This window comes from Filimonas zeae (assembly GCF_014641615.1).
Taxonomy (GTDB): Bacteria; Bacteroidota; Bacteroidia; order Chitinophagales; family Chitinophagaceae; genus Filimonas; species Filimonas zeae.
Genome location: NZ_BMIB01000005.1, coordinates 588,488 through 613,709 on the forward strand (window position 1 = coordinate 588,488; position 25,222 = coordinate 613,709).

The following is a 25,222-nucleotide window of genomic DNA, read 5'->3' on the forward strand; positions in this document are numbered from 1 at the left end:
TTCCTGCTTTGGAAAATTTTACCTGTCTATTATTAATCTATTTAAATGCACAAAATTAGCACAAAGCAACACCACTTATGCACAAAAAATTGAGGTTATCCAGATAAGAAAGCGCCTTTTTCACAATCTACAATAAATTTCCCCGGTTTCCCCGAAATAATTCACACCGGATGTGCAGAAAGATTTTTAACCAATTTTAAGCAGTTAAAACGCATTATTTCGTAAATAAGAAAGAAAGAAATTGCCCAATACACCTATTTTTGCGCAGCCCTGAAAAGGACTTCAGGGTGTTTTATTTGACATATAATCTCAGTTTAGTGACAGGCATGATTCATCCACACACTTACATACATCCGAACGCAAAGCTTGCCCAGAACGTAAAAATTGATCCTTTTACGGTGATACACCAGGATGTAGAAATTGGAGAAGGCACCTGGATCGGGAGCAACGTTACCATTATGGAAGGCGCCCGGATAGGGAAGAACTGTCGCATTTTTCCGGGTGCGGTTATTTCCGCCATCCCGCAGGATCTGAAATTTGCCGGTGAAAAAACCACCGCAGAAATCGGAGACAATACAACCCTCCGCGAATTTGTAACCGTTAACCGCGGTACCAAAGAACGCGGCAAAACCACCGTAGGTTCAGATTGTCTTATTCAGGCATACACACACATTGCACACGACTGTTCTGTAGGTAATCACTGCATCATCAGCAACAGCACGCAAATGGCCGGCCACGTAATGCTGGGCGACTGGGCCGTTATTGGTGGTGTTTGTGCTATACACCAGTTTGTACAAATAGGCTCGCACTCTTTTATAGGTGGCGGTAGCCTGGTAAGTAAAGATGTACCTCCTTTTATTAAAGCCGTTCGCACGCCGCTCAGCTATGGCGGTGTTAACAGCGTAGGTTTAAAAAGAAGAGGTTTTAACCTGGATACCATTAACCATATCCTGGATATTTACCGTATTATTTACAACAAGGGCCTTAACACCTCACAGGCACTGGAGTATATTGAAGAAGAACTGCATGCCAGCGATGAGCGTGATGAAATTGTAACCTTTATACGCGAAAGCGGCCGTGGCATTATTAAGCGTTATGCCAAGGGTTCCGGCGACGAGGATTAATGTGCTGACTGTTTCTGTAACAGCCGCTGGTAATCATTTTAGCTGCGGCTGCGTTTTCCCATCTTATTTACACATGAGTTATTACCGGCGAACCATACGCCATTACCAGCCCTGAACGGGCAGTGGCAGGGTGTTTTATTGCCGGTAATAGCTGTATACAATAGCAGTAAACAGTGCTTTCATTGGTAATAATACAGGTGCTTTGCCCTGTTAGCTTTTTGAGAACAGGGCAAAGCACACAGCCATAAGCAGTTCCCTTATTTTGAGGTGTTTACGGGTGCTTTTGTATCCTCTTTATTAATATGTGCCACCACAGGCCAGAACGCAGCTGTTCTGCGCCTCCTATATTCCAAATCGTAACCGGAATTCGTACATCGTAAATCATTTTACTGTAATTTCACGGCTCATTTTAAACGAGCAACCGATATAATATGGCCGAAGTGATTTTAATGCCCCGCCTCAGCGATACTATGACAGAAGGCGTAATTGCTGCCTGGCATAAGAAAGTGGGTGATTCTGTAAAGAAAGGAGATCTGTTAGCTGAAATTGAAACTGATAAAGCCACCATGGAGCTGGAAAGCTACCAGGAAGGTACACTCCTGCATGTTGGCGCCCAGAATGGTGGTAAGCTGCAGGTAAATGATCTGTTGGCTATTATTGGTAAAGCCGGAGAAGATGTAAGTGCATTGGTTGCACAAAATGGTGGCGGTGCTGCTCCTGCACCTGCTGCAAAAGAAGCGCCTGCTGCTGAAAACAAACCTGCTGAAGCTGCCCCTGCTGCTGCTGCCGCGGCTCCATCACTGGACCTGGCTAACATGGAAGAAGTGGTGCTGATGCCCCGCTTAAGCGATACCATGACAGAAGGCGTTATTGCCAACTGGGTGAAGAAAGTAGGTGATATTGTAAATAAAGGCGATATACTGGCTGAAATTGAAACCGATAAGGCCACTATGGAGCTGGAAAGCTATAAGAACGGAACCTTATTATATACCGGCGCAAATGCAGGCGAGAAAATTGCCGTAAACGATCTGCTGGCTATCATTGGCGATAAAGCCAAGGTAAATGTTGACCAGATTGTTGCTGCTGCCAAAGGTGGTGGCGCTGCTGCACCTGCCGCTGCCCCCGCTGCTGAACAGCCTAAAGCACAGGCTTCTGCTCCTGCCGCTGCAAGCGCACCTGCTGCTGCCCAGGAAGTGGTAAACGAAGGCCGTATTTTCGCTTCTCCTTTAGCTAAAAAAGTGGCTGCCGACAAAGGCATCGATCTGAAATATGTAAAAGGTTCCGGTGACAATGGTCGTATTATTAAAAACGACGTTGAAAACTTCCAGCCTTCTGCACAACCAGCCGCCAGCAAACCCGCTGCTTCTGCATCTGCTGCAAGCGCTCCTGCTGCTCCTGCCGGTCAGGTTTCCTTTGAGGAAGTACCTGTTACCCAAATGCGCAAAACCATTGCGCGCCGCTTAAGCGAAAGCCTGTTCACTGCCCCTCACTTCTACCTTACTATGAGCATCGATATGGATGCATGTGTAGCAGCAAGAGGTAAAATGAACGAGAACGCGAAAGTGAAAATCAGCTTTAACGATCTGGTGCTGAAAGCTACCGCCCTGGCATTAAAACAACATCCTAAAGTAAACAGCAGCTGGTTAGGCGATAAAATACGCATTAACCACCATGTTAACATTGGTGTTGCCGTAGCAGTTGATGAAGGCCTGCTGGTACCTGTAGTACGTTTTGCAGATACCAAATCTTTAAGCCAGATTACCGTAGAAGTAAAAGACTACGCACAAAAAGCAAAAGACAAGAAATTACAACCCTCAGATTGGGAAGGCAGCACCTTTACCATTTCTAACCTGGGTATGTTTGGTATAGATCAGTTTACCGCTATCATTAACCCACCAGATGCCTGTATTCTGGCTGTGGGTGGCATTTCTCAGGAGCCTGTTGTTAAAAACGGCGCTATCGTTCCTGGTAATGTAATGAAGGTAACCCTTAGCTGCGACCACCGTGTAGTGGACGGAGCAACCGGCGCAGCCTTCCTGCAAACGTTGAAAAACCTGCTGGAAGAGCCTTTACGCATGCTCATCTAATCAAAAGTTACTTCTTATAAGAAAAAGGGTGTATCGGGTTCGGTACACCCTTTTTTGCAGGTCAAAATTCAAAACTAAAAAGTCAAAACCCACCGGCATTGGTAACCATTCATTCCCAACTATCCACTCTCAACTAAAACCTCCACTCCTTTAACTCCCAACTTCAAACTGTTAACCCCCAACTCTCCCTCCCTTTTACATACAAAAGCCGGTTCCTTATCAGAACCGGCCTTTGCGTAGTATTATTGGATAAGAAGGACGTGATTATTTTTCGTCGTCTTCATCTTCTTCTTCATCCTCATCATCGTCGTCGAAATCTTCGTCATCGTCAACTTCTACTTCATCCTCGTCGTCGTCATCATCATCGTCATCGTTGTCATCTTCCTCTTCTTCGTCATCATCCTCCTCATCTTCGTCGTCTTCATCTTCATCCGCATCAATAGCTACAGGACTAGAAACAATCACTTCGTCCTCGTCTTCTTCCTCTTCAATTTCGGGAGTTTCTACTTCAGGAACCGGTAATATAGTATTCTGTAATTCCAGTTCTTCTGCTTTAGGCTGTGGAACTGCTTTTACTTTCTTAGGAGCTACTTTTTTGATTGCTTTTTTAGGAGCCACTTTAGGTGCCACCTTCTTAGCTACTTTTTTAGGAGCAGCAACCGGTACAGATTTAACGGCTTTCTTAGGGGCAGCTACTTTTTTAGGCGCTACCTTTTTAGGGGCAACTTTTTTTGGAGCTGCTTTTTTGGGAGCGGCCTGTTTAACCAGCTTTTTAGGAGCGGCTTTCTTTACTGCTTTTTTAGGAGCAGCAGGTGCTACTTTCTTCGCTACTTTTTTAGGAGCTATCTTTTTGGGTGCTGCTTTTTTAGGAGCGGCTTTTTTGGCAGGAGCTACTTTTTTCACAGCTTTCTTAGGAGCTGCTTTCGGAGCAGCCTTAGGCGCTACCTTCTTTACTGCCTTTTTAGGTGCTATCTTCTTAACGGCTTTCTTTGGAGCTGCTTTAGGTGCTACCTTTTTCGCTGCTTTTTTAGGAGCCACTTTTTTCACTGCTTTCTTAGGAGCGGTCTTCTTCACTGCTGTTTTAGAAGCCGCCTTTTTCACGACCTTTTTAGGAGCCGCCTTTTTCGGTGCTGCTTTCGGTTTATTAGCTTTTGCCATGGGATTAGTTGTTTAGTAAGAATGATTATGAAAGGTAAATACAATTTGCATATTCACATAACATGTAACATTTTTTTTTGTGATTTTTTTAGACATTTACAACACATATAACGCGTATAGCGTTTATCAACTCAAGCTATGCGATACCTCCTGACTGTATTCACTTTATTGATGCTGCAAACAACTGGTATATCACAGAATATGCAGGCCCTGCACGGCTCTCCGTTTGCGGGCAGCATGGCCACAGATTATAACCCTGCCGGATTGCTCAACGCCCCTTATAAATGGGATGTTACCATTGTTGGTGCACAGGCCAAAGCCATATCCAACGGGTTTTATCTGGATAAGTACAGCCTGCTTTCCAGCTCCGACACCGTGTTTCTGCGCGGGCGTGGTGGCTACTATAGCAGGTATGCACATGCCAGTGCTACTGTTAATCTGTTTCATATCCGTTATCGTATCAACAAACGCAATGCCATTGCTGTGGGTGGCAATGTAAGGTCGTACCTGAATGCGCGTACCAGCCGCCTCTTTTACTCAGACGATAACAATACACTGGTAAGCCTGGCAGCGCAAAACCTATCCAGCCCTACCCCGGCTGCCAGCACCATTCATAGCACCTGGGCCGAAGCTGTGTTGTCTTACGCAACCGTACTTAGCAGTAATGAACGGGGGCGCTGGCAGGCAGGTGTTTCTGTAAACATTATGCGGGCGCTCTCCGGTGGATATGCCAACATGTCCAACATACAATTTACACCTGCTACAAACGGCGACTACGTATTTACCAATGGCGCTGCCAAATATGGGTACTCCAATAATTACGACCGGCTGGATAGTAACAAGAGTACCATGACTAACATTAAAAACTTTATGACGGGCATGGCCATGCGTGTGGGCCTGAGTGCGGGGGTGGAATATGTGCGGTATTGGGATGAAGCAGTACGCACCACCGATCCGTGGCCGGATGATTATAACTGGAAGCTATCCCTGTCTCTGATGGATATAGGTACTAACCGGTTTACATATGGCACCTACAGTGGCTCGGCATCAGGAGTACGCGCGGGGGTAACAGCCAGCACGGTACAAAACAAGTTTGATAGCCTGGAAAGGTTCAGAGATTTCAGAGACAGTCTGCGCAGTATTGCCGGTAGTTACTCCGACCTCAGAGGCGTTTTTAACGTACGCAACCCCACCCGCCTCATTGTTAATTTTGATAAACAGTTTGATAACGATTATTTCATTAATGCCGAACTGCAGCTGAACCTGAATAAGGTGGATGAAACACTCCGGTTGAATACCCGCGAACTTACTATTGCCGCTATTACCCCGCGCTGGGAAACCAGTGCCTGGGGTGTATACCTGCCTATACAGTATACCATAGAAGGCCGCACCTGGGTGGGGCTTGCCGGTAAAGCAGGCCCGTTGCTGATAGGTTTTCATAACCTGGCCAACATTCTGGGCAAAAACAGCTTCCCCAACGCGGGTGCTTACGTACAGCTGCGTATTTATCCGGGTAACAGTAATGGTAAAGACAAAGGGCTTAATTGCCCGCCCCGCGCGTACTAGAAAATATCCACGTTTTTCACAAAATCTTGAAATTTCAGAAACAGACCTTAGATTTGGGATATGAACCTTACGGAAGCTAAACAACAATTTGTACAAAGCTGGGGGGTACTGGGTAGCCAGTGGGGTATTAACCGCACGATGGCTCAGGTACACGCCTTGCTGCTGATTGCCGAAAAACCCATGAGTACTGATGATGTTATGGAAGGATTAAACATCAGCCGTGGAAATGCCAATATGAATATCAGGGAATTAATGGACTGGGGCCTGGTAGATAAAGTAATCATCAGCGGCGACAGGAAAGAATATTTTTCGGCCGATAAAGATATCTGGCGGGTAGCTACCCGTATTATGGCCCAGCGCAAAAAACGCGAACTGGACCCTATGCTGAAGGTGCTGAACCAGCTTACTGACCTGGAAGGGGACAAAAAAGACCCCGATATTAAAGCCTTTACAGAAGTAATTGGCGGCATACGCAAGTTTGCAGGCCATGCCGAGAAGACGCTGGATACCATCATCAGAGCAGAAGAGAACTGGTTTCTGAACAGCTTTATTAAAATTCTCAAGTAAAACCGTTATTCTATGAAAACACCCAAACACACCGTAGTACTAGGCGCATCAGATAACCCGCAACGGTACAGCTACCTGGCTGTAAACCGGCTGGCATCTTATAACCATCCCGTAACGGCTATCGGCAAAAAAAACGGCGCTATCGGCAGCATTCCGGTAATTACAGAGCATCCCCAACTGGATGATGTTGATACCATCACCCTGTATTTAAGCGCCGCCAATCAAAAAGCGTATTACGATTATATCCTCTCCCTTCACCCCAAACGCCTCATTTTTAACCCGGGAGCAGAAAATCCGGAACTGGAACAGTTAGCGTTAAAGAACAATATAGAACCGCTGGAAGCCTGCACGCTGGTGATGTTAAATACAGGGCAGTATTAGGAAAGTGGCGAGTTATCAGTTTGAAGTTGGGAGTTAATAACAACACCCAACTATCAACTGCCAACTTCAAACTCCCAACTAACAACTATCTCCCCTCCACGGTTATTCACCTTTGTTAATAATCAGTTCATTTCCCAATACATATAATAACAGGTTTATTACGTAACTTCAAAAAACCTCATTATATGCGTTGGAGAAAATTCAATGGCGAAAACATCCATCTCCCGATTAAAGATGCAGTGGAAGAGGCGATTAAAAGAGAGGTGGAAAATGGCGTGCATCTGAAAGTTTGTATTGGAACTGACAGCCAGGTAAAAGGCGAAGACACCGAGTTTGCCACGGTAATTGTTTTTCTGCGTGAACACAACGGTGGGTTCATGTACATCCACAACGAAAAAACACAGGTTAAGTACAGCATTAAAGAACGTATGCTGGTAGAAGTAGCTAAAAGCATTGAAATTGCTTATGAGCTATGCACCCTGTTTGTTGAGTATGACGTGGATATGGAAGTGCATGCCGACATTAACACGAATCCCCAGTTTAAAAGCAACGATGCACTGCGTGAAGCCATGGGCTACATTCTGGGTATGGGCTTTGCCTTTAAGGCCAAACCGGAAGCCTTTGCCAGCAGCAGCTGTGCGGATAAAGTAGTGAATTAATAGAAAAAGCCGCTTAAACAGCGGCTTCTTCATTCGGATGATAAAAGTTATGATTCGATTCACTGATCAGTTGCAGTATCTCGTCGCGTCCATCCTTTTTAATGGCGCTGGTAACAAAGCTGGCTGGTAAAAACTGCCAGGTTTCGCGCATGGCATCCAGAAACTCCTTTACGTGGCGTTGTACTGCGCCGGGTTTCTCTTTGTCTGCCTTGGTAAAAACGATGGAAAAAGGCACTTCCCATTTGCCCAGCTGGTTTACAAAATCCAGATCGTTCTGCTGTGGCTCATGGCGCGCATCAATCAGCACAAAAACCATCGTCAGGTTTTCACGCTTACGCATATACCCATCTATCATCTGCTCCCATCGGTTGCGATCGCTCTGTGCGCGCTTCGCGTATCCATATCCCGGTAAGTCTACCAGATACCATTTGGTAACCGGCCCCTTCTCCTTTTGGGTGCTCTCAATGTTAAAGTGGTTAATGTTTTGTGTTTTACCAGGCTGGCCCGATGTTTTGGCCAGTTTCTGATTATTACACAGCATATTAATCAAAGAGCTTTTACCCACATTACTGCGCCCGATAAAAGCATACTCCGGCCGGTCCGGTTTAGGACACTTTGCCACCTCCGGGCTTGTTACAAAATATTCGGCTTTCTTAATCTGCATAGCTTATTTGGAAATCAACACCTCTCCGGTCATCTCTTTAGGAACAGGAATGCCCATAACAGACAGTACTGTTGGAGCAATATCGCCCAGTTTACCCGGCTTCACTTCACCCTTCCAGTCTTTGCTTATTACAAACAGCGGTACCAGGTTGGTGGAGTGTTGTGTGTTAGGTGAACCATCTTCATTAATCATATAATCTGCGTTACCGTGGTCAGCTGTCAGCAGCACCATGTAACCGTGCGCCAGGGCTGCAGTAACTACTCTTTCCACACAGTTGTTTACGGTTTCCACCGCTTTTACCACTGCGCTGAAAACACCGGTATGGCCCACCATATCCGCATTGGCGTAGTTAAGACAAATAAAGTCTGCGCTTTCATTTTCAATTTCAGGCACCAGCTTATCCGTCATTTCAATTGCACTCATCTCAGGCTGCAGGTCGTAAGTAGCCACTTTAGGTGAAGGCAGCATAATACGGCTTTCTCCTTCAAACGGCAATTCACGGCCACCGCTGAAGAAGAACGTAACGTGCGGATACTTTTCAGTTTCTGCAATACGGATCTGCTTTTTGCCATGTGCTGCCAGTACCTCGCCCAGCGTATTATTCAGGTTATCGTTTTCAAATACTACACGTACGTTTTTGTAAGTCTTGTCGTACTCCGTCATGGTAGTATAATCCAGGTTCAGCGCGTGCATGCCTAAATCGTCATGATTCTCCTGGGTTAGCACCTGCGTAATCTCGCGGCAACGGTCGGTACGGAAGTTAAAACAGATAGCTACGTCACCATCTTTAATGGTAGCCAGCGGTTGCTGATCGCCACCGATGATAACCGTAGGTTTAATAAACTCATCGGTAGTATCCTGTGCATATGCCTGCTCAACGGCTGCAATAGCATCCGTAGCTTTCAGACCTTCGCCTTTTACCAGTGCATCATAAGCCAGCTTTACACGCTCCCAGCGCTTATCGCGATCCATAGCATAGTAACGGCCGCTTACAGAGGCAATTTTACCTACACTCTGGTTCAGGTGCAACTGCAGATCGGTAATGAATTTTAAACCACTTTTAGGATCAGTATCCCGTCCATCAGTAAAAGCATGAATATATACTTCTGTTAAACCTTCTGCCTTACATACATCACAGATGGCCTTAACGTGGTTAATATGGCTGTGTACACCACCATCGCTTACCAGCCCCAGCAGGTGCAGTGGTTTATTATTGGTTTTGGCAGCATGAACAGCAGCCAGTAATTGTTCGTTTTTGGCAAAAGAACCGTCGCGTACCGCAACGTTAATACGCTGTAACTCCTGGTAAACAATACGGCCGGCCCCCAGATTCAGGTGGCCTACCTCACTGTTGCCCATCTGTCCATCGGGTAATCCTACCGCCTCGCCAGAGGTAACCAGGGTTGTATTGGAATATTTACTATACAGTCCGTTAACAAAAGGGACCTGTGCATTTTGTATCGCGTCAGATGTTTTTACCTTTCCAAGTCCCCATCCGTCCATGATAACCAATATTACTTTCTTTTCCATGCGTGTAAAGCTACGGCAAGTTTGATTATTTAAAATAGCTCCCTAACTTTAAGGGCCTTTTAACGGGGAAAAAAGTCTACCAAAACTGGCACATTTTTGGCACCAGTTCCAATTGAAAACCATTTAATACCAATATGAAAAGAATGTTACTGCTGGCTGGCGTAGTGTTATCACTACTCTCGTTCAGGGTGAGTGGGGATGCAGACACAATTATCAGTGCTTTAAAAGATGGTAATGCAGAGCAATTAAGCCAGTATTTCGACAATATGCTCGACGTTAAGCTGCCTGAAAAAGACGAAATAAAGAACGTTGGTAAAAATCAGGCTGGCATTGCTGTTAAAGGTTTCTTTGCCGATAACCATATTAAAGGCTTTGAAGCTACTTCACAGCGCGAAATAAGTGGTACTATGTACCTGACCGGTAAATTAACCGGTGGCTCAAAAAGCTACAACATTACCCTGATGATGAAGAATAAAGGCGATAAAACCGCCATTATGACCCTACGCATCAATTAAAAAGAGCATAAAAAAAGACCGGCCGGTGCCGGTCTTTTTCTTTTCAACACATTCCCTGCTTCCTGCATATCTTACCTACACCTTAACCCGCTTCCTACGCGGTTACTACTGCCATAAACCTTATTTTTACCTGCTCAATACCCTGCATCATCCGTTCCCACAGACTTGTGAGAGGGTAACGACCTTTGTTCACCGATAATTTGCTACATGATACAACAGTTTGAAGAGAAGCTTTATCACCTGATTACAGAAGCCCTGAAAGAAGATGTTGGCACGGGCGATCATTCCACCCTCAGCTGCATCCCTTCCGGCAAACAGGGAAGAGCAGTGCTGAAAATAAAGCAGGATGGTATACTGGCCGGTATGGATGCCGCGCAAACCATCTTTTCTACCGTAGAGGCCCGGAGTGTATTTCATGCTTTTAAAAAAGATGGCGATACTATGCAGGCTGGCGAAAAAGCCTTTGAAGTAGAGGCCTCCATTCATACCATACTGAAATGTGAGCGCCTGGTATTGAACTGCATGCAGCGTATGAGCGGTATTGCCACCCTTACGCATGCCTACGCAGAAAAGCTGAAAGGTTATAAAACTCAAATACTGGATACCCGCAAAACCACCCCCAACTTTCGCTTGCTGGAGAAGGAGGCTGTACGTATTGGCGGCGGCACCAACCACCGCTTTGGCTTATATGATATGATTATGTTGAAAGACAACCATATTGACTTTTGCGGTGGCATAGAGCCTGCTATTGAAAAAGCATGGCAATACACCCAGACCGAACAGCCGGGCCTGAAAATAGAAGTGGAAACGCGTAATGTGGAAGATGTAAAAACCGTTATCCGTGTAGGCAAAGGCAAGGTATTCCGTATTATGCTGGACAACTTTACCCCTGCACAGATTACCGAAGCAATGGCTTTGATACAGGGCGACTTTGAAACAGAAGCCAGCGGCGGCATTAACCTTAGCAATCTTACGGATTATGCAGCCACCGGGGTGGATTACATCAGTGCAGGCGCATTGATTCACCAGGCGCAAAGCGTGGACCTGAGCCTGAAAGCAGTGATTGTATAATTACCGCTTCTGCAACGGCAGCAACACCTGCCACTGAGCGCAACTACTATTTTGTAATTTTGTACAACCGATCAGTGTTTTATATGAGCAAAAAAAATAAGCCCGATAATAACGGTTTTGTATACAGTACCAACCCGGATTTTCGTTTTAAAGAAGAAGAGCAGGAGGTACAGGCCACTTTAGCACCCGCACAGCAAAAGCTGCGTGTAAGGCTTGATACCAAACAGCGCGCCGGTAAAGCCGTTACCCTGGTAACTGGTTTTGTTGGCCTGCCGGAAGACCTGGAAGAACTGGGTAAGAAGCTGAAAAATTTTTGTGGCACCGGCGGCAGCGTTAAAGATGGAGAAGCCATTATTCAGGGCGATCAGCGTGATAAAGTGCTGCAATGGTTACTGAAGAATGACTATAAGCAAACGAAGAAAGTATAGCTGCTGATAGCACTAATATTATAACAATGTTGTCATCCGGCAATATTGCGGTTGGTATCCATAAATAAGCCCCCGGTTAATGGCCGGGGGCTTATTAGTTAACATTTTTCTATTCAGTGTTAAAACTGTAAGCTAAACACCGTTCCCTCCCCCTCAATACTCTGCACCTGTATATTCCCCTTGTGCAGCATCATAATCTGCTTACACAAGCTTAAACCAATACCACTACCTGTTTTTTTGGTACTGAAAAACGGAATGAATATTTTATCTACTACCTCTGCCGGCATACCGGTGCCGTTATCGGCCACCTTTAATACCGCACGGCTGCTATTGGAAACTCCACCAGACAAAGTAATGCGGGCATCGGGCCTTTCCTTTACTGCTTCCATAGCATTTACCACCAGGTTAATAAGTACCTGCTCTACCAGGCTCACATCTGCCTCCACCGTTAATAACGGATCTTTCAGTATCACCTCCATCTCAATATTCTTCTGCAACATAGTAGGCGCCATCAGCTGCAATAGGTTCTCAAACAACTCACTGATAAACACCCGCGACACATTCAGGCGGGTAATCTTATTCAGGCTGCGATAGGTTTCCGCAAACTTCAGCAGCCCCTCGCTACGTCGTTTAATAGTTGAAATGCCCACTTCCAGATCTTCAAAGCCACTCACCTGCATACCTTCTGCTTCCTCCCGTATCTGGGTAATACGCGTTTTCAGCGTATCGGCCAGTGAAGAGATAGGCGCTACCGAGTTCATAATCTCATGCGTCATTACACTCAGCAGTCGCTGCCATGCCTTCGATTCGTTTTCATCCAGCGCCTCGTTTACGTTCTGAAAAGCCGCCAGCCGGTAGCCTTTGCCATCTGTTTGAAAGGCGGCGGTAGACACCAGTGCTTTAAAAGAGGATTGATCTTTTAATATGGTAATTACCTTGCTCTCTCCGTTCTTTAAATGCAACAGTTCTTCATACAAATGTGCATCCCGCTTTTCCAGCGAGTGAATGGTTTTAAGGTAAGGAATGCCTAACTGCTTTTTAAAAGCTTCATTCATCCATACCACTTCACCACTCTCTGTTTCAAAAGAAACAATGCCGGAGTTTACCAGTTCCAGTATCTTTTGCAGGTACTGGTATTGCGTTTCTTTTTCGCGGCTTACTGCTTTGAAAGTATTGCTTACCTGGTTAAAGCTGCGGCGTAACGATTGCAGCTCTTTCGGCGCATGCTGCACCTCAAACTGGCGTGAGAAGTCGCGATACTGTATAGATTCTACAAACTGCTCAATTTCTGTAAGCGTTTTCATGTGCAGCCGGTACAGGTTAAACAACAGCGACAACACCGCCACGCCGGTTACCGACAGGTACAGCCATGAGTGCTGTAATACCAGCCAGGCCGACAGAAACAGCAAACCAAACAACAGCACAATGCGAAAGGCGATACGCCATTCATAGCGGTTAAATATCATACTTGTTCAGTCGGCGGTATAAAGCAGTACGTGTTAACCCCAGTTCTTTCGCCGCTTTGCTTATGTTACCGTTATGTTTTTCAATCACTTTTAAAATGGTGTTACGCTCCATGGTACTCAGCTTCAGATCGCTGTCATCTTCCTTCACCGCAGCCGGTGCTTCCAGTGGCGAGAACAGCAGATCTCTTGCCTGCAACTCATCACCCTCCGCCATAATCACGGCACGCTCAATGGTATACTGCAACTCCCGCACGTTACCCGGAAAATGATATTGTTTCAGCTTTTCAATGGCACTGTTGCTCAGTTCTATATTGGGCTTTAAATATTTGCTGGTATATATTTTACAAAAATGCTTTGCCAGCAGGCCAATATCATCACCACGTTTTCTTAATGGCGGAATCGTAATTTCCACGGTATTAATACGATAAATCAAATCCTTCCGGAACTTCTCTTCATTAGCCAGTTCTGCCATAGGCACGTTAGTGGCACACACCAGGCGTATATCTACCGGAATAGGATCGTTAGAACCCAGTTTGTTGATTTGTCTGTTCTGCAATACCGTTAGCAACTTAGCCTGCTGGCGCAGAGAGATATTACCTATCTCATCCAGAAACAACGTACCGCCATTCGCAGCTTCAAAACGGCCCTGCCTGTCTTCACGGGCATCGGTAAAAGCACCTTTTTTATGGCCAAACAATTCGCTTTCAAACAAGCTATCTGTTAACGCACCCACATCCACTTTCACAAACGGGTTCTTGCTGCGTATGGAGTGCTGGTGTATGGCTTTGGCTATTAAATCCTTACCCGTACCGTTCTCACCCAGCACCAGTATATTCGCATCCGTAGGGGCAATCTTTTCTATCTTATAAAAGATGTCCTGCATCACCTCGCTCTCACCCAGCAGTTCAGACCTTACGCTCTGTTCCGCTTTAGCTCCTGCACCCTGCTTGCCACCTTCCTTCTTACGCAATATTTCTTTAATAGTATCCAGTAACCGCTCATTATGCCAGGGCTTAACCACAAAGTCAGCCGCCCCTTCTTTCAGCGAGCGCACTGCCAGGTCAATATCCCCGTAGGCCGTAATCATAATTACCGCTGCATCAGAACCCAGTTCCTTAATCTTTCTCAGCCAGAAAATGCCTTCATTGCCGGTGTTGATGCTACTGTTAAAATTCATATCCAGCATAATCACATCATACCGCTGCTTAGACAACAGATTGCGTATATTTTCAGGATTCTTTTCAATCGTAACCTCTTTAGCCTCTGTTTTCATCAGCAGACGAACCGCAGTAAGCACATCCAGATCATCATCTATAATCAGTACCGAAGCGTTTTTTAAATTCATGTGTAGTACAACTTTCTATGGATAATATTACAAAATCTTATTGAATAATGCTTTGAATGGGTATAAGCAGACAGCTATGGTACCAAACGCTAAAGTATTGTAAATGAACGCACAAGGCGTATGTGTACGGTAGCGCTGTATCAAAAGCGTACACTTTGTGTTCGCTTACACACAACCGTACACCCATTTTTCTCTATTAACTGCCTGTAATTCAATACATACCTGTTTTGGCACAGGTTTACATCTGTAGAGAGAGAACTAAAAGTTTCTCATGTGCATTAAATACCCGTTGTTTCTACATAGGGTATCCTTTTAAAAACGAATACTATTACTATATACAATGGACAGAGCGATTAAAAAGAAAAAATGGGGCGCTAAAAGGCTGTTAACTATCGCAGGCATTACCGCACTGGTGCTGCTGATTGCAGGTAGCTTCTACTTCACTTCCGGCAAATCACGCCTTAACGTTAACACCGAGCGCATTACCATCAGTGAGATTAAAAAGGGAACCTTCCAGGAATTTATTCCTGTGAATGGTGTGGTACTGCCTATTACTACCATTTACCTGGATGCTACCGAAGGCGGAAGGGTAGAAGAAAAATATGTGGAAGATGGGGCTGTAATGACCAAAGGACAGCCTATTATGCGCCTCTCCAATACCGATCTGGAATTAAGTCTGGTTAACCAGGAAACCTCTGTATTCAACCTGCTTACGCAAATGCAGATTTCCCGTAACGCTGCGCAGCAGAACACCATTACCAAGCTTACACAAATGACTGATGCCGATAACGCGCTTACCGAGGCAGAACGCGTATACCGGCTGAACAAACACCTGTACGAGCAAAAGGCCATCAGCCTGCAGGAATACAAACAGGCACTGAACGATTACAATTATAAACTGGAAAAGAAAAACCTGAGCCGCCAGGTATTGCGTCAGGACTCTGTTTCTGTAAAGCAGGAGCTGGATCAGGCAGGTCAGAGTTATCAGCGTACACAAAACGCGTTACAGCTGATGCGTAAGAAAGTAGGTGATTTGATAGTGCGCGCTCCGGTAGATGGTCAGCTTACCTCATTGGATGTGGAAATAGGACAGAATAAAAACAAAGGCGAGCGCCTGGGCCAGCTAGATGTATTAAGTGGATTTAAAGTACGGGTAGATGTAGATGAACATTATATCTCCCGCATTTTTACCGGTTTAAGCGGAGAGTTTACTTTTGCCGACAAAAACTATCAGCTGAAAATAACCAAGGTATACACACAGGTTACGAGCGGCCGCTTTCAGGTAGATATGGAGTTTGCAGGTGAAGTACCTAAAGGCATACGCCGTGGCCAAACCCTGCAGATACGCCTGGCCCTGAGCGATGAAACACAGGCGCTGCTGTTACCCAAAGGTGGCTTTTACCAGCAAACCGGTGGTAACTGGATATTTAAACTGAGTGAAAATGGAAGTATCGCGTATAAAACCGATATTCAGGTGGGCAGACAAAATCCCGATTATTATGAGATATTACAGGGCCTGAAGCCAGGCGATAAAGTAGTAACCAGCAGTTACGAAAACTATGGCGACATGCAGGAACTGGTACTTAAAAAAGACTAAACACCATAAACCACTGTTACATGATAAAGATTACTGACTTGGAAAAAGTATACCGTACAGAAGAGGTGGAAACGGTAGCCCTTAATAAACTTTCATTTGAAGTAAAGCACGGAGAGTTTGTAGCTGTAATGGGCCCCTCGGGTTGCGGCAAATCTACCCTGCTGAACATATTGGGTCTGCTGGATGATCCTGATGCGGGTAGCTTTCTGTTCAACGATATTGAAGTTGCCCATTTTAACGAACGTAAACGCGCCGATTTGCGCAAACACAATATTGGTTTTGTATTCCAGAGCTTTAACCTGATTGACGAATTAACCGTATTTGAAAACGCAGAACTGCCGCTGATATATACAGGTGTAAAAGCCGCTGAACGCAAAAAGCGTGTGGAAGAAGTACTGGAAAAAGTACAGATTATGCACCGCCGCAACCACTACCCGCAACAGTTATCCGGTGGTCAGCAACAACGTGTGGCCGTAGCCCGTGCCGTAGTAAACAAACCCAAACTGATACTGGCGGATGAACCTACCGGTAACCTGGACTCCAGCAATGGTAACGAAGTAATGCAGCTGTTAACAGAACTGAACGAGCAGGGCACCACCATTATAATGGTAACGCACAGCGAACACGATGCCCGTTACAGCCACCGCATTATACGTATGCTCGATGGCCAAACGGTTACCGAGAACATTATGATATAGCTGTTGGCCGTAAGCGATTTTATTCCATAAACTAACTAGCCCACCTTTTGTATGAAAGGAAATATGATCATAGCATTTCGCAATCTGAGAAAAAACGTAACGTTTTCTGTGATTAATATTTCAGGGCTGGCAGTAGGACTTACCTGTTTTATACTGCTGGCACTGTGGGTACAGCACGAGCTTAGCTACGACAGCTTTTATGACAACTCAGACCGGTTGTATATTGCCTACAGCCGGGATAACCACAACGGAAATATCAGCTGCTGGTCGCAAACCTCTTCGCTGATGGCACCTGCATTGCAGGCCGGTTATCCGGAAATAAAAGCCACCACCCGGTTCAGTGCCCATAACACCGCGTTGTTGAAGTGGAAAGACAAAACACTGATACAAAGCGGAGCCACAGTAGATCCGGGCTTTCTTACCATGTTCGGCTTCAGCCTGCTATCGGGCGATTACCGCACAGCCCTCAACGATCCCTATAGCATCATACTTACCGAGCAAACAGCGCAAGCTGCTCCATTGTCCTGGATATCTATGAACAAATGGCTCACCAACTACAGCTACCGCATTTCTTTATCGGGCTGGGTATTCGTGTGGGCAGGTTTTATTATTATAACAATTGCGCTGTTAACAATTAGCATACAGGCAATAAAAGCTGCTGTAGCCAATCCTGTTAAAAGCCTCAGAAATACATAGGTTCTCTTACATAAAACGTTTGTACAAGTATGTTTACCAAAGCATTCCGCCGCCTGCTGTCTAACAAAACTTTTAGCCTGCTTAATATACTGGGGCTGGCCACAGGTATCACCTGCAGCGCCCTCATATTTCTGTGGGTGGAAGATGAAGTAACGTATAACAACCACTTTACCCATAAAAACCAGTTATACAGCGTACTGGAAAATCAAACTTACAACGGCGTAACCAGCACATTCTGGTCAACCCCCGGCCCCCTTTCACCCGCTGTGCAATCATCTGTACCTGGTATTCAAAACACCGCAAGAATGACCTGGGCAGATAAGCAAAACTTCTCTTACAACAACAACCCCATATACCAGCGCGGCGCTTATGTAGATCCTGCTTTCCTTTCCATGTTCTCACTTACCTTTCTCAAAGGCAATCCCGCAGCGGCGCTTACACAGCCCAATTCGCTGGTAGTAACCAGAGAGATGGCCACCACCATATTCGGCAATACAGAGGATGCTATGGGTAAAAGTGTAAAGGTGAACAACAGCGAACTATTTACCGTTACGGCCGTAGTAGAAAATCAACCTTACAATAGCTCCGTTCGCTTTCAGTGGCTGCTACCCTTTGCCGCTTATGAAAAAAACAATCCATGGGTAAAAACATGGGGCAATAACGGCCTGCAAACCTTTATTCAGCTGGCACCCGGTGCTAACACGAATGCGGTAAACAAACAGCTCACCCAACTCATCCGCACAAGTGAGCCTGAAAGTAAAGACGAGGCATTTGTATTTCCTATGAGCCAGTGGCGCTTATACAGCTACTTCAACAACGGCAAACCTGCCGGCGGCCGCATTAAAGATGTACGCCTTTTTGCAGGTATAGCCTGGGTAATACTATTTATAGCCTGCATTAATTTTATGAACCTGTCCACCGCACGCTCTGAAAAACGGGCAAGGGAAGTAGGTGTGCGCAAGGTAATAGGTGCGCAAAAGCTGCGGTTGATTCTGCAGTTTGGCGGAGAGTCTATGTTTATGTCTTTTTTGTCGGTAGTGCTTTCTATAGGTTTAATCTACCTGTTCCTGCCTGCCTTCAACAGCCTTGTACAAAAGCATTTATCCTTGTCGCTGATACAACCTGTACACCTGGCAGGCCTGTTAAGCATAGGGCTCATCTGCGGTATTGTAGCCGGCAGTTATCCTGCTTTATACCTTTCTTCTTTTAAACCCATTCAGGTATTAAAAGGCTTCCGCGACAGGCAGAATAGTTCTGCTTCCTGGTTTCGCAAAGGGTTGGTAGTATTCCAGTTCTCTATCTCCATTATATTAATCATCTGTACTACCATCGTTTACCGCCAGGTAGAACATACCCGTAACCGGCAACTGGGCTTTGATAAAGAAAACCTCATCTATGCCAAGCTGGAAAAGAACGTACAGGAACACTTTAGCGTAGTGCGTGATGAGCTGGTACGCAGTGGTGTAGTAACCGATGCTGCCCTTTGTAACCAGAACATGCTGGAAGTAGGCAGCAACGGCGCAGGTTTTGAATGGCAGGGTAAAGATCCTTCTGTTAACCCGCTGGTATCTCTTATTGCCACCGGCCCGCACCTGTTAAATACTATGGGCTTTCAGCTGGAAAGCGGCCGCGACTTTTACACCGATGCCAAAGCAGATAGTGCCAGTGTAATTATCAACCGACGCCTGGCCAATATGATGGGTAAAGAAGGGCAGGTAGGCCACTACATTAAACGCGCTAAAGAGCAATACCTGATTACCGGTATTGTGAATGATTTTTTATACAACGATATGTACAGCAAACCGGCTCCGTTGATTATGTTCTGTATGCCACAGCTTACCGAAGTATTAATGATACGGTTAAAGCCCTCCGATAACCTGATAAGTGCTGTGGGTAAGGTAGAAACCATTATCAAGAAATACCAGCCCGAATATCCCTTTGAATACAACTTTACCGACCAGTCTTTCAATACCATGTTCTTTAACGAACAGTTTACCGGCAAGCTGGCTTCTCTTTTTGCCGCACTGGCCATACTCATTTCCTGCCTGGGCCTCTTTGGATTGTCTGCCTTTTCTGCCGAGCAACGCAAAAAAGAAATAGGCATCCGTAAAGTATTGGGTGCAACCGTAAGCAATGTTACCGCCCTGTTGTCTAAAGAGTTTATGGCGCTGGTGCTGGTTTCTTCTATAATAGCCTTTCCCGTTGCGTGGTGGCTTATGCACAACTGGCTGCAGAATTACGAATACCGTATCAGCATCAGCTGGTGGATATTTCTGCTGGCAGGTATTACTGCTATGCTCATAGCACTAATCACCATCAGCTTTCAGAGCATACGCGCAGCCATCAGTAACCCGGTAAAAAGTTTACGCAACACTTAACTATCTTACTTATGTTTATCCACTACCTTACTATAGCATGGCGTAATCTGCTACGGCACAAAGCCAACAGCGTTATTAATATAACCGGCCTGGCCATTGGCATTGCTGCCTGCTTGCTTATCTTCCGTGTAGTGCGGTTTGAACTGGGGCACGATACCTTTCATAAGAACTATAAACAATTATACCGGGTTGTAAAGCACGATGCCTATCCTGACGGACTGGTATATGAAGAAGGGATGCCCGGCCCTGTTACCGCTGCTATGCGTGTAGACTTTCCGCAGATAAGCGCTATCAGTGAGGTATTCAGCAGTTATGGCAGTCAGATTACCATACCCTCCGGCACACAAGCCCCTAAAAAATTTACAGAAAGCAGTGGCGTTCTTTTTATAGATACTTCCTTCTTTCATATGTTCACCACCAAATGGCTCAGCGGCAATGCTTCTGTATTAGCACAACCAGGCAAGGTAGTGTTAGATAAAGAACATGCCGAACGCTACTTTGGCCAATGGCAGGAAGCTACCGGCAAAACCATTACTATGGATAATCAGATTCCGTTAATGGTAGCCGGCGTTATAGAAAATCAACCCCTTAGTACAGATATTCCCTTATCCGTACTGGTATCCTTTTCTACCCTGCCTCCATACGGCAACAGGTATAACTATACCCAACGCTGGCAACACAGCACCAGCAATCATCAGATATTTGTATTACTGCCATCTGCGGTAACACCCGCTTCTATCAATAAACAATTTACCAGCTTTACCCGCAAGTATTACGATGAAGAGGTGGCAGCTAAGAAAACCTTCTTTCTCCAGCCGTTGAAAGATCTGCATTTTGATACCCGGTTTGGCAACATGGGCGATCATACTACGTCACGAACCACCTTACTTACACTGGCGTTGATAGGAGGATTTGTAGTAATGATGGCAGCTATCAATTTCATTAACCTGTGTACTGCGCAGGCTGCTACCCGCGCAAAAGAAATAGGAGTGCGTAAGGTACTGGGCGGCCGCAGACAGCAGATTATATTTCAGGTACTCAGCGAAACGGCTATAGTGGTAAGCCTTGCGCTGCTGTTAGCCAGTGGCATCGCCTTTGTGGCCAAACCATCGCTATCGTTGTTATCCTCTGTTCCAGCAGCCGTAGCATTATTCAGCAAAGATGCTTTTCTGTTTCTGTTAGCTACCGGTGTGGCAGTTACCCTGCTGGCAGGGTTATATCCGGCATTTATTCTCTCTGGCTTTGCTCCCGTAGAAGCTTTAAAAAACAAAATCTATCAGAAAGGTGGCGCCCGCATTTCACTACGCCGCGTACTGGTAGTAACCCAGTTTGCCATTTCGCAGGTACTTATCATCGGCACCATCATTGCGGTAAAACAAATGAATTACATAAGGCAGGCAGATCTGGGCTTCAACAAAGATGCAATTCTGCTGCTGGATAATATTACAGACAGTACCAGCCTGCCTAAAGTAGCCACCTTGCAGCAACAGCTGCAACAGGTAAGTGGTGTAAAGGCGGTTTCCTTCTGTTCAGATCCCCCCTCCTCGTCCAACGACTGGTCCAGCAATTTCTACTTCAACCATGCCGCCAAAGATGAATCCTTTGATATATTCCTCAAAATAGCAGATACTGCTTACTTCAATACCTACGGGCTGCAACTGATTGCCGGCCGGTCTTTTACTGCCAGCGATACTACCAGAGAGGTGGTAGTAAATGAAATGCTTTGCAACAAACTTGGTATCCGCGAGGCTAAAGACATTTTAGGAAAGGATATACGCCTGGGCGGTAAATGGTATCCCATAACAGGGGTGGTAAAAGATTTCAAAGCCAGCTCGTTACGCGAAGAAGTACGCCCTATAGCACTATTCAGCCGCAAAGAGTTTTATGGCACCATCGGCGTTAAACTATCTGGTGCCGGCCTCAGCACTTCCCTCGCGGCTATAAAAGAAATATGGGAACGCACCTATCCCGATTATGTATACAATCCTTCGTTTCTGGATGAAAAAATTGCCAACTTCTACCAGCAGGAAACCCAGCTGGCTGTTCTGTACAAACTCTTTGCGGGCATTGCCATCTTTATATCCTGCCTTGGTGTGTATGGGCTCATCTCTTTCCTCGCTATTCAGAAAACAAAAGAAGTAGGCATCCGGAAAACGCTGGGGGCCAGCGCTGCCAGCATTGTAGTATTATTTTCCAGAGAGTTTACGTTACTGGTAGTTGCTGCCTTTGTTATTGCTACCCCCATAGGCTGGTGGCTCATGAGCCATTGGCTGCAGGGCTTTGTATATCGCATTCCTATGGAAATAACCATATTCCTGCTGGCAATTGCCATATCATTACTCATTGCATGGATTACTGTAAGCTATAAAGCCATTAAAGCATCACTGGCCAATCCCGTAAAAAGTCTCCAAAACAATTAACTGATAACACTATGTTCACCAATTATCTTAAAATAGCCTGGCGCAATATCCGCCGCAGCAAAACCAACAGCTTTATTAATATTACCGGGCTGGCTGCGGGGCTGGCCTGTGTTATTCTTATTGTGGTGTATATTAAAGATGAACTGTCATACGACCGCTTTTTACCCGAAGCCAACCGTATTTATCAGGTAAATATAGACGCCAACTTTGGCGGTACAGAGTTTGTTGCAGGCAACACACCACCTACTGTTGGCCCTGCACTAAACAATGAATTTCCTGAAGTAGAAAGTTATACACGCGTATACCGCATGAGCAATGAGGTAATCAGGCGGGAGGCTGGTACGCAAACAAAATACTTTAATGAAAACAGACTGCTGGCGGTTGACTCTAACTTTCTGCAGGTATTCCGTTTTCCGTTAATGGCAGGCAATGCTGCAAGCTGCCTGCAAAAACCCGGTTCGGTAGTACTTACCCAAAGCACTGCTAAAAAGTATTTTGGCAATACACAGCCGGTAGGCCAGCTTCTTTCGTTTGATGAATACCAGCAACCTTTTGTAGTAACCGGTATTGTAAAAGACCTTCCGGCACAATCTTCCCTGCAGTTCGATTTGCTCATACCCACTTCTTCCTGCCCTCCCGTAAAACGCTTCAGCTGGAGCTGGGTATGGTGCCAGATGAGCACCTATATAGTATTAAAACCCACCGCTGCTGCACAAAAGAATATTGTTCCGCAACTGGAAGCACATTTTCCTGCCATGGTAAAAAAGCTGGCAGTAAGCGCCTTTAACCGCATAGGGCAACCGTTGGACGAGTTTTTAAAAAAGGGAGGCCGCTGGGATTTTCACCTGCAACCCTTTACCAGTATACATTTGCATTCAGCAGGCATTAACACCCCCTATAACAATATAGGCAGTATAACCCATGTATACACTTTTGGAATAGTAGCGCTTTTTATTATTGTTCTCGCCTGTGTAAACTTTATGAACCTCTCCACCGCCAGAGCAGCGCGGCGTGCAAAAGAAGTAGGTATACGCAAAGTGCTGGGCTCGCAACGTAAAAGCCTGATGTTTCAATTTCTATCTGAGGCGTTTTTGTTTAGTGCAATGTCTGCCGTTATCGCTGTACTGGTTGCGTGGCTTGCCCTGCCGGCTTTTAACCAGTTAGCACAAAAACAAATTGCTGCATCTGTTATATTCAGCCTGCCCACACTGGGTATGGTGCTGGCATTACTCGTTATCACTGCATTGCTGGCAGGCAGCTATCCTGCCTTTTACCTTACCCGCTTTAACCCGGTATCGGTATTAAAGGGTTCTGGCAATACCACCTCACGGGCAGGCAACGGCCTCTTCCGTAACGGGCTTGTAGCTTTTCAGTTTGCTATATCTGTAGTATTAATCATTTGTACCATTGTAGTATATCGTCAGCTACAATATACCCGTCAGAAAGACCTGGGAATGCATACCAACAACGTAATGGTTATTCCCTATCTGGAAAAATTAACCGGCGATCCGCAAACATTCCGACAGCAACTGGCACAAATTAATGGTGTAAATCAGGTGTCGGTTGCCACCGGCATCCCTTCCGGTAATTCATTCACCGATTTCTATATCCCGGTAGCCAATGGCGCTGCGGGCATAGCCAAAGACATTACCCTTTCGTCCTACCTTACAGATGAACATCTGATTCCCGCTCTGCACCTGCAGTTGCTGAAAGGACGCAATTTTTCACCCGATTATAACGACTCTGCTTCGGTTATTATTAACGAAACAACAGCGCGGCTGATAGGCTGGAAAGATCCGATTGGACAATATTTATCCTACCCTGGTGGCCGCAAAAACGAGCAGTATAAAGTAATAGGTGTAGTAAAAGATTTCAACACAGAATCATTGCATGCAGAAATTGCCTCATTCGCCCTCTTTCACCACAGCTCTCAAACCTATCATATTAATAGCAGCTATGCTATCATAAGTTTACAGGGAAGTGCTGTTGCCAAAGTAGTGGAACAATGCGGCGGCATATGGAAACGCTTTGTTAACGACACGCCTTTTGATTATTCCTTTCTGGATAAAAACTTTGAAGCCCTCTATCGCTCAGAAGAAAGGATGGGAGCACTGTTTACCTTATTTACTATACTGGCATTAATTATTGCCTGCCTGGGCTTATTTGGCCTTTCTGTATACATTGCCGAAACCCGAACCCGTGAAATTGGTATACGCAAAGTGCTGGGTGCTTCCGAACAAGGCCTGGCAATGCTCTTATCCAAAGATTTCCTTAAACCCATAGCCATCTCTATTCTGCTGGCCGTTCCTATTGCGTGGTGGGCAATGAACAAGTGGTTGCTTGACTTTGCTTACCGCATCACACTCAGCTGGTGGATATTTGCGCTGGCAGCGTTAACTGCTGTATTTATAGCCTTATTTACAGTAAGCTTTCAGGCATTTAAAACTGCCCTAAAAAGCCCCGTAAAAAGTTTAAAGGCAGACTGATGATAAGTTTGGGAGGTATCCGGTTCTTGTGTTCCTGATAAAGCGCGACCTCAGCATACATCAGCCACAGACACACCGGAATTAGTTCACCTTATCAGTTATAAAACAAAGAAGGTGTATCGCGCTTGATACACGTTCTTTTATTCTGGTACCTGATGAATCCGGTTGCCTTTTACGCGATTCTCAGCGTATTCAATTACTGTTGATACAACAACGTCTTTGTTTCCCTTTATCAGCAAGAAAGCTTCCAATAGATTTCATTCAACTGCTCCGTATCATCAGCAGTGTTTGCCTGAGGGTATGTACAAAACAAAACCGCCTCACTGTTTGCAGTAAGGCGGTTTAAATAAATATGGCAACTACCTACTCTCCCGCATTGCTTTGCA

Annotated in this window: 20 protein-coding genes; 15 read left to right on the forward strand and 5 right to left on the reverse strand. The window is 45.5% G+C overall.

The genetic code is table 11. The features are described from left to right. The first annotated feature begins 326 nt into the window (after positions 1 to 326). Both lpxA and IEY13_RS26025 read left to right on the forward strand, forming a co-directional pair. Positions 327 to 1,124 (forward strand): acyl-ACP--UDP-N-acetylglucosamine O-acyltransferase, encoded by a 798-nt coding sequence (gene lpxA / locus IEY13_RS26020; protein ID WP_188957931.1) that lies wholly within the window; start codon positions 327 to 329, stop codon positions 1,122 to 1,124. 431 nt (positions 1,125 to 1,555) lie between these two features. Beyond that, entirely contained in the window at positions 1,556 to 3,211 is a 1,656-nt protein-coding gene (locus tag IEY13_RS26025) for a pyruvate dehydrogenase complex dihydrolipoamide acetyltransferase (RefSeq protein WP_188957933.1), read from the forward strand. A gap of 264 nt (positions 3,212 to 3,475) precedes the next feature. Here IEY13_RS26025 and IEY13_RS26030 read toward each other — a convergent pair whose 3' ends face one another. After that, the gene (locus IEY13_RS26030) at positions 3,476 to 4,369 is read right to left on the reverse strand and encodes a hypothetical protein (protein ID WP_188957935.1); all 894 of its coding nucleotides are present in this window, start codon (positions 4,367 to 4,369) and stop codon (positions 3,476 to 3,478) included. A 138-nt stretch (positions 4,370 to 4,507) separates the two neighbouring features. Between IEY13_RS26030 and IEY13_RS26035 the strand changes: the two genes are divergently transcribed. From IEY13_RS26035 to IEY13_RS26050, 4 genes are all read left to right on the forward strand, one after another. Next, positions 4,508 to 5,935 (forward strand): hypothetical protein, encoded by a 1,428-nt coding sequence (locus IEY13_RS26035; RefSeq protein WP_188957937.1) that lies wholly within the window; start codon positions 4,508 to 4,510, stop codon positions 5,933 to 5,935. A gap of 60 nt (positions 5,936 to 5,995) precedes the next feature. Further along, positions 5,996 to 6,502: a GbsR/MarR family transcriptional regulator gene (locus IEY13_RS26040; RefSeq protein WP_188957939.1), complete on the forward strand. Its 507-nt coding sequence runs from the start codon at positions 5,996 to 5,998 to the stop codon at positions 6,500 to 6,502. A gap of 12 nt (positions 6,503 to 6,514) precedes the next feature. Continuing rightward, positions 6,515 to 6,883 (forward strand): CoA-binding protein, encoded by a 369-nt coding sequence (locus tag IEY13_RS26045; protein WP_188957941.1) that lies wholly within the window; start codon positions 6,515 to 6,517, stop codon positions 6,881 to 6,883. 185 nt (positions 6,884 to 7,068) lie between these two features. Then, the gene (locus IEY13_RS26050) at positions 7,069 to 7,542 is read left to right on the forward strand and encodes a ribonuclease H-like YkuK family protein (protein WP_188957943.1); all 474 of its coding nucleotides are present in this window, start codon (positions 7,069 to 7,071) and stop codon (positions 7,540 to 7,542) included. A gap of 13 nt (positions 7,543 to 7,555) precedes the next feature. Here IEY13_RS26050 and yihA read toward each other — a convergent pair whose 3' ends face one another. Together yihA and gpmI are read right to left on the reverse strand one after the other, a co-directional pair. Further along, entirely contained in the window at positions 7,556 to 8,206 is a 651-nt protein-coding gene (gene yihA / locus IEY13_RS26055) for a ribosome biogenesis GTP-binding protein YihA/YsxC (RefSeq protein ID WP_188957946.1), read from the reverse strand. A 3-nt stretch (positions 8,207 to 8,209) separates the two neighbouring features. Next, a complete protein-coding gene (gpmI, locus tag IEY13_RS26060; RefSeq protein WP_188957948.1) occupies positions 8,210 to 9,736 on the reverse strand; it encodes a 2,3-bisphosphoglycerate-independent phosphoglycerate mutase in 1,527 nt (508 codons plus the stop codon). Between the two features lie 134 nt (positions 9,737 to 9,870). Here gpmI and IEY13_RS26065 point away from each other — a divergent pair, with 134 nt between their 5' ends. The 3 genes from IEY13_RS26065 to IEY13_RS26075 all read left to right on the forward strand — a co-directional run bounded on the left by IEY13_RS26065 (position 9,871) and on the right by IEY13_RS26075 (position 11,750). After that, positions 9,871 to 10,251 carry a DUF4783 domain-containing protein gene (locus tag IEY13_RS26065; protein WP_188957951.1) on the forward strand — a complete coding sequence of 127 codons (381 nt, stop codon included), beginning with the start codon at positions 9,871 to 9,873 and terminating at the stop codon, positions 10,249 to 10,251. Between the two features lie 207 nt (positions 10,252 to 10,458). Continuing rightward, positions 10,459 to 11,322: a carboxylating nicotinate-nucleotide diphosphorylase gene (gene nadC / locus IEY13_RS26070; RefSeq protein WP_188957953.1), complete on the forward strand. Its 864-nt coding sequence runs from the start codon at positions 10,459 to 10,461 to the stop codon at positions 11,320 to 11,322. Positions 11,323 to 11,405: 83 nt separating this feature from the next. Then, positions 11,406 to 11,750 carry a translation initiation factor gene (locus IEY13_RS26075; RefSeq protein WP_188957955.1) on the forward strand — a complete coding sequence of 115 codons (345 nt, stop codon included), beginning with the start codon at positions 11,406 to 11,408 and terminating at the stop codon, positions 11,748 to 11,750. 119 nt (positions 11,751 to 11,869) lie between these two features. Here the strand turns inward: IEY13_RS26075 and IEY13_RS26080 are convergent, their stop codons facing one another. After that, the gene (locus IEY13_RS26080; RefSeq protein WP_188957957.1) at positions 11,870 to 13,216 is read right to left on the reverse strand and encodes a sensor histidine kinase; all 1,347 of its coding nucleotides are present in this window, start codon (positions 13,214 to 13,216) and stop codon (positions 11,870 to 11,872) included. Then, positions 13,206 to 14,561, reverse strand: coding sequence for a sigma-54-dependent transcriptional regulator (locus IEY13_RS26085; RefSeq protein WP_188957959.1), 1,356 nt, complete (start codon positions 14,559 to 14,561; stop codon positions 13,206 to 13,208). The genes IEY13_RS26080 and IEY13_RS26085 overlap by 11 nt, the downstream gene beginning before the upstream one ends. 340 nt (positions 14,562 to 14,901) lie before the next feature. Here IEY13_RS26085 and IEY13_RS26090 point away from each other — a divergent pair, with 340 nt between their 5' ends. The 6 genes from IEY13_RS26090 to IEY13_RS26115 are packed head-to-tail and all read left to right on the forward strand — an operon-like array spanning position 14,902 to position 24,836. Beyond that, complete coding sequence (locus IEY13_RS26090) at positions 14,902 to 16,158, forward strand: efflux RND transporter periplasmic adaptor subunit (protein WP_188957961.1); 1,257 nt, start codon at positions 14,902 to 14,904, stop codon at positions 16,156 to 16,158. Between the two features lie 20 nt (positions 16,159 to 16,178). Continuing rightward, a complete protein-coding gene (locus IEY13_RS26095) occupies positions 16,179 to 16,856 on the forward strand; it encodes an ABC transporter ATP-binding protein (protein WP_188957963.1) in 678 nt (225 codons plus the stop codon). 51 nt (positions 16,857 to 16,907) lie between these two features. Further along, a complete protein-coding gene (locus IEY13_RS26100) occupies positions 16,908 to 17,552 on the forward strand; it encodes an ABC transporter permease (protein ID WP_188957964.1) in 645 nt (214 codons plus the stop codon). Between the two features lie 29 nt (positions 17,553 to 17,581). Continuing rightward, positions 17,582 to 19,930, forward strand: coding sequence for an ABC transporter permease (locus IEY13_RS26105; RefSeq protein ID WP_188957966.1), 2,349 nt, complete (start codon positions 17,582 to 17,584; stop codon positions 19,928 to 19,930). An 11-nt stretch (positions 19,931 to 19,941) separates the two neighbouring features. Beyond that, positions 19,942 to 22,350 (forward strand): ABC transporter permease, encoded by a 2,409-nt coding sequence (locus IEY13_RS26110; protein ID WP_188957968.1) that lies wholly within the window; start codon positions 19,942 to 19,944, stop codon positions 22,348 to 22,350. Positions 22,351 to 22,361: 11 nt separating this feature from the next. Continuing rightward, positions 22,362 to 24,836 carry an ABC transporter permease gene (locus IEY13_RS26115; RefSeq protein ID WP_188957970.1) on the forward strand — a complete coding sequence of 825 codons (2,475 nt, stop codon included), beginning with the start codon at positions 22,362 to 22,364 and terminating at the stop codon, positions 24,834 to 24,836. Positions 24,837 to 25,222 lie beyond the last annotated feature (386 nt).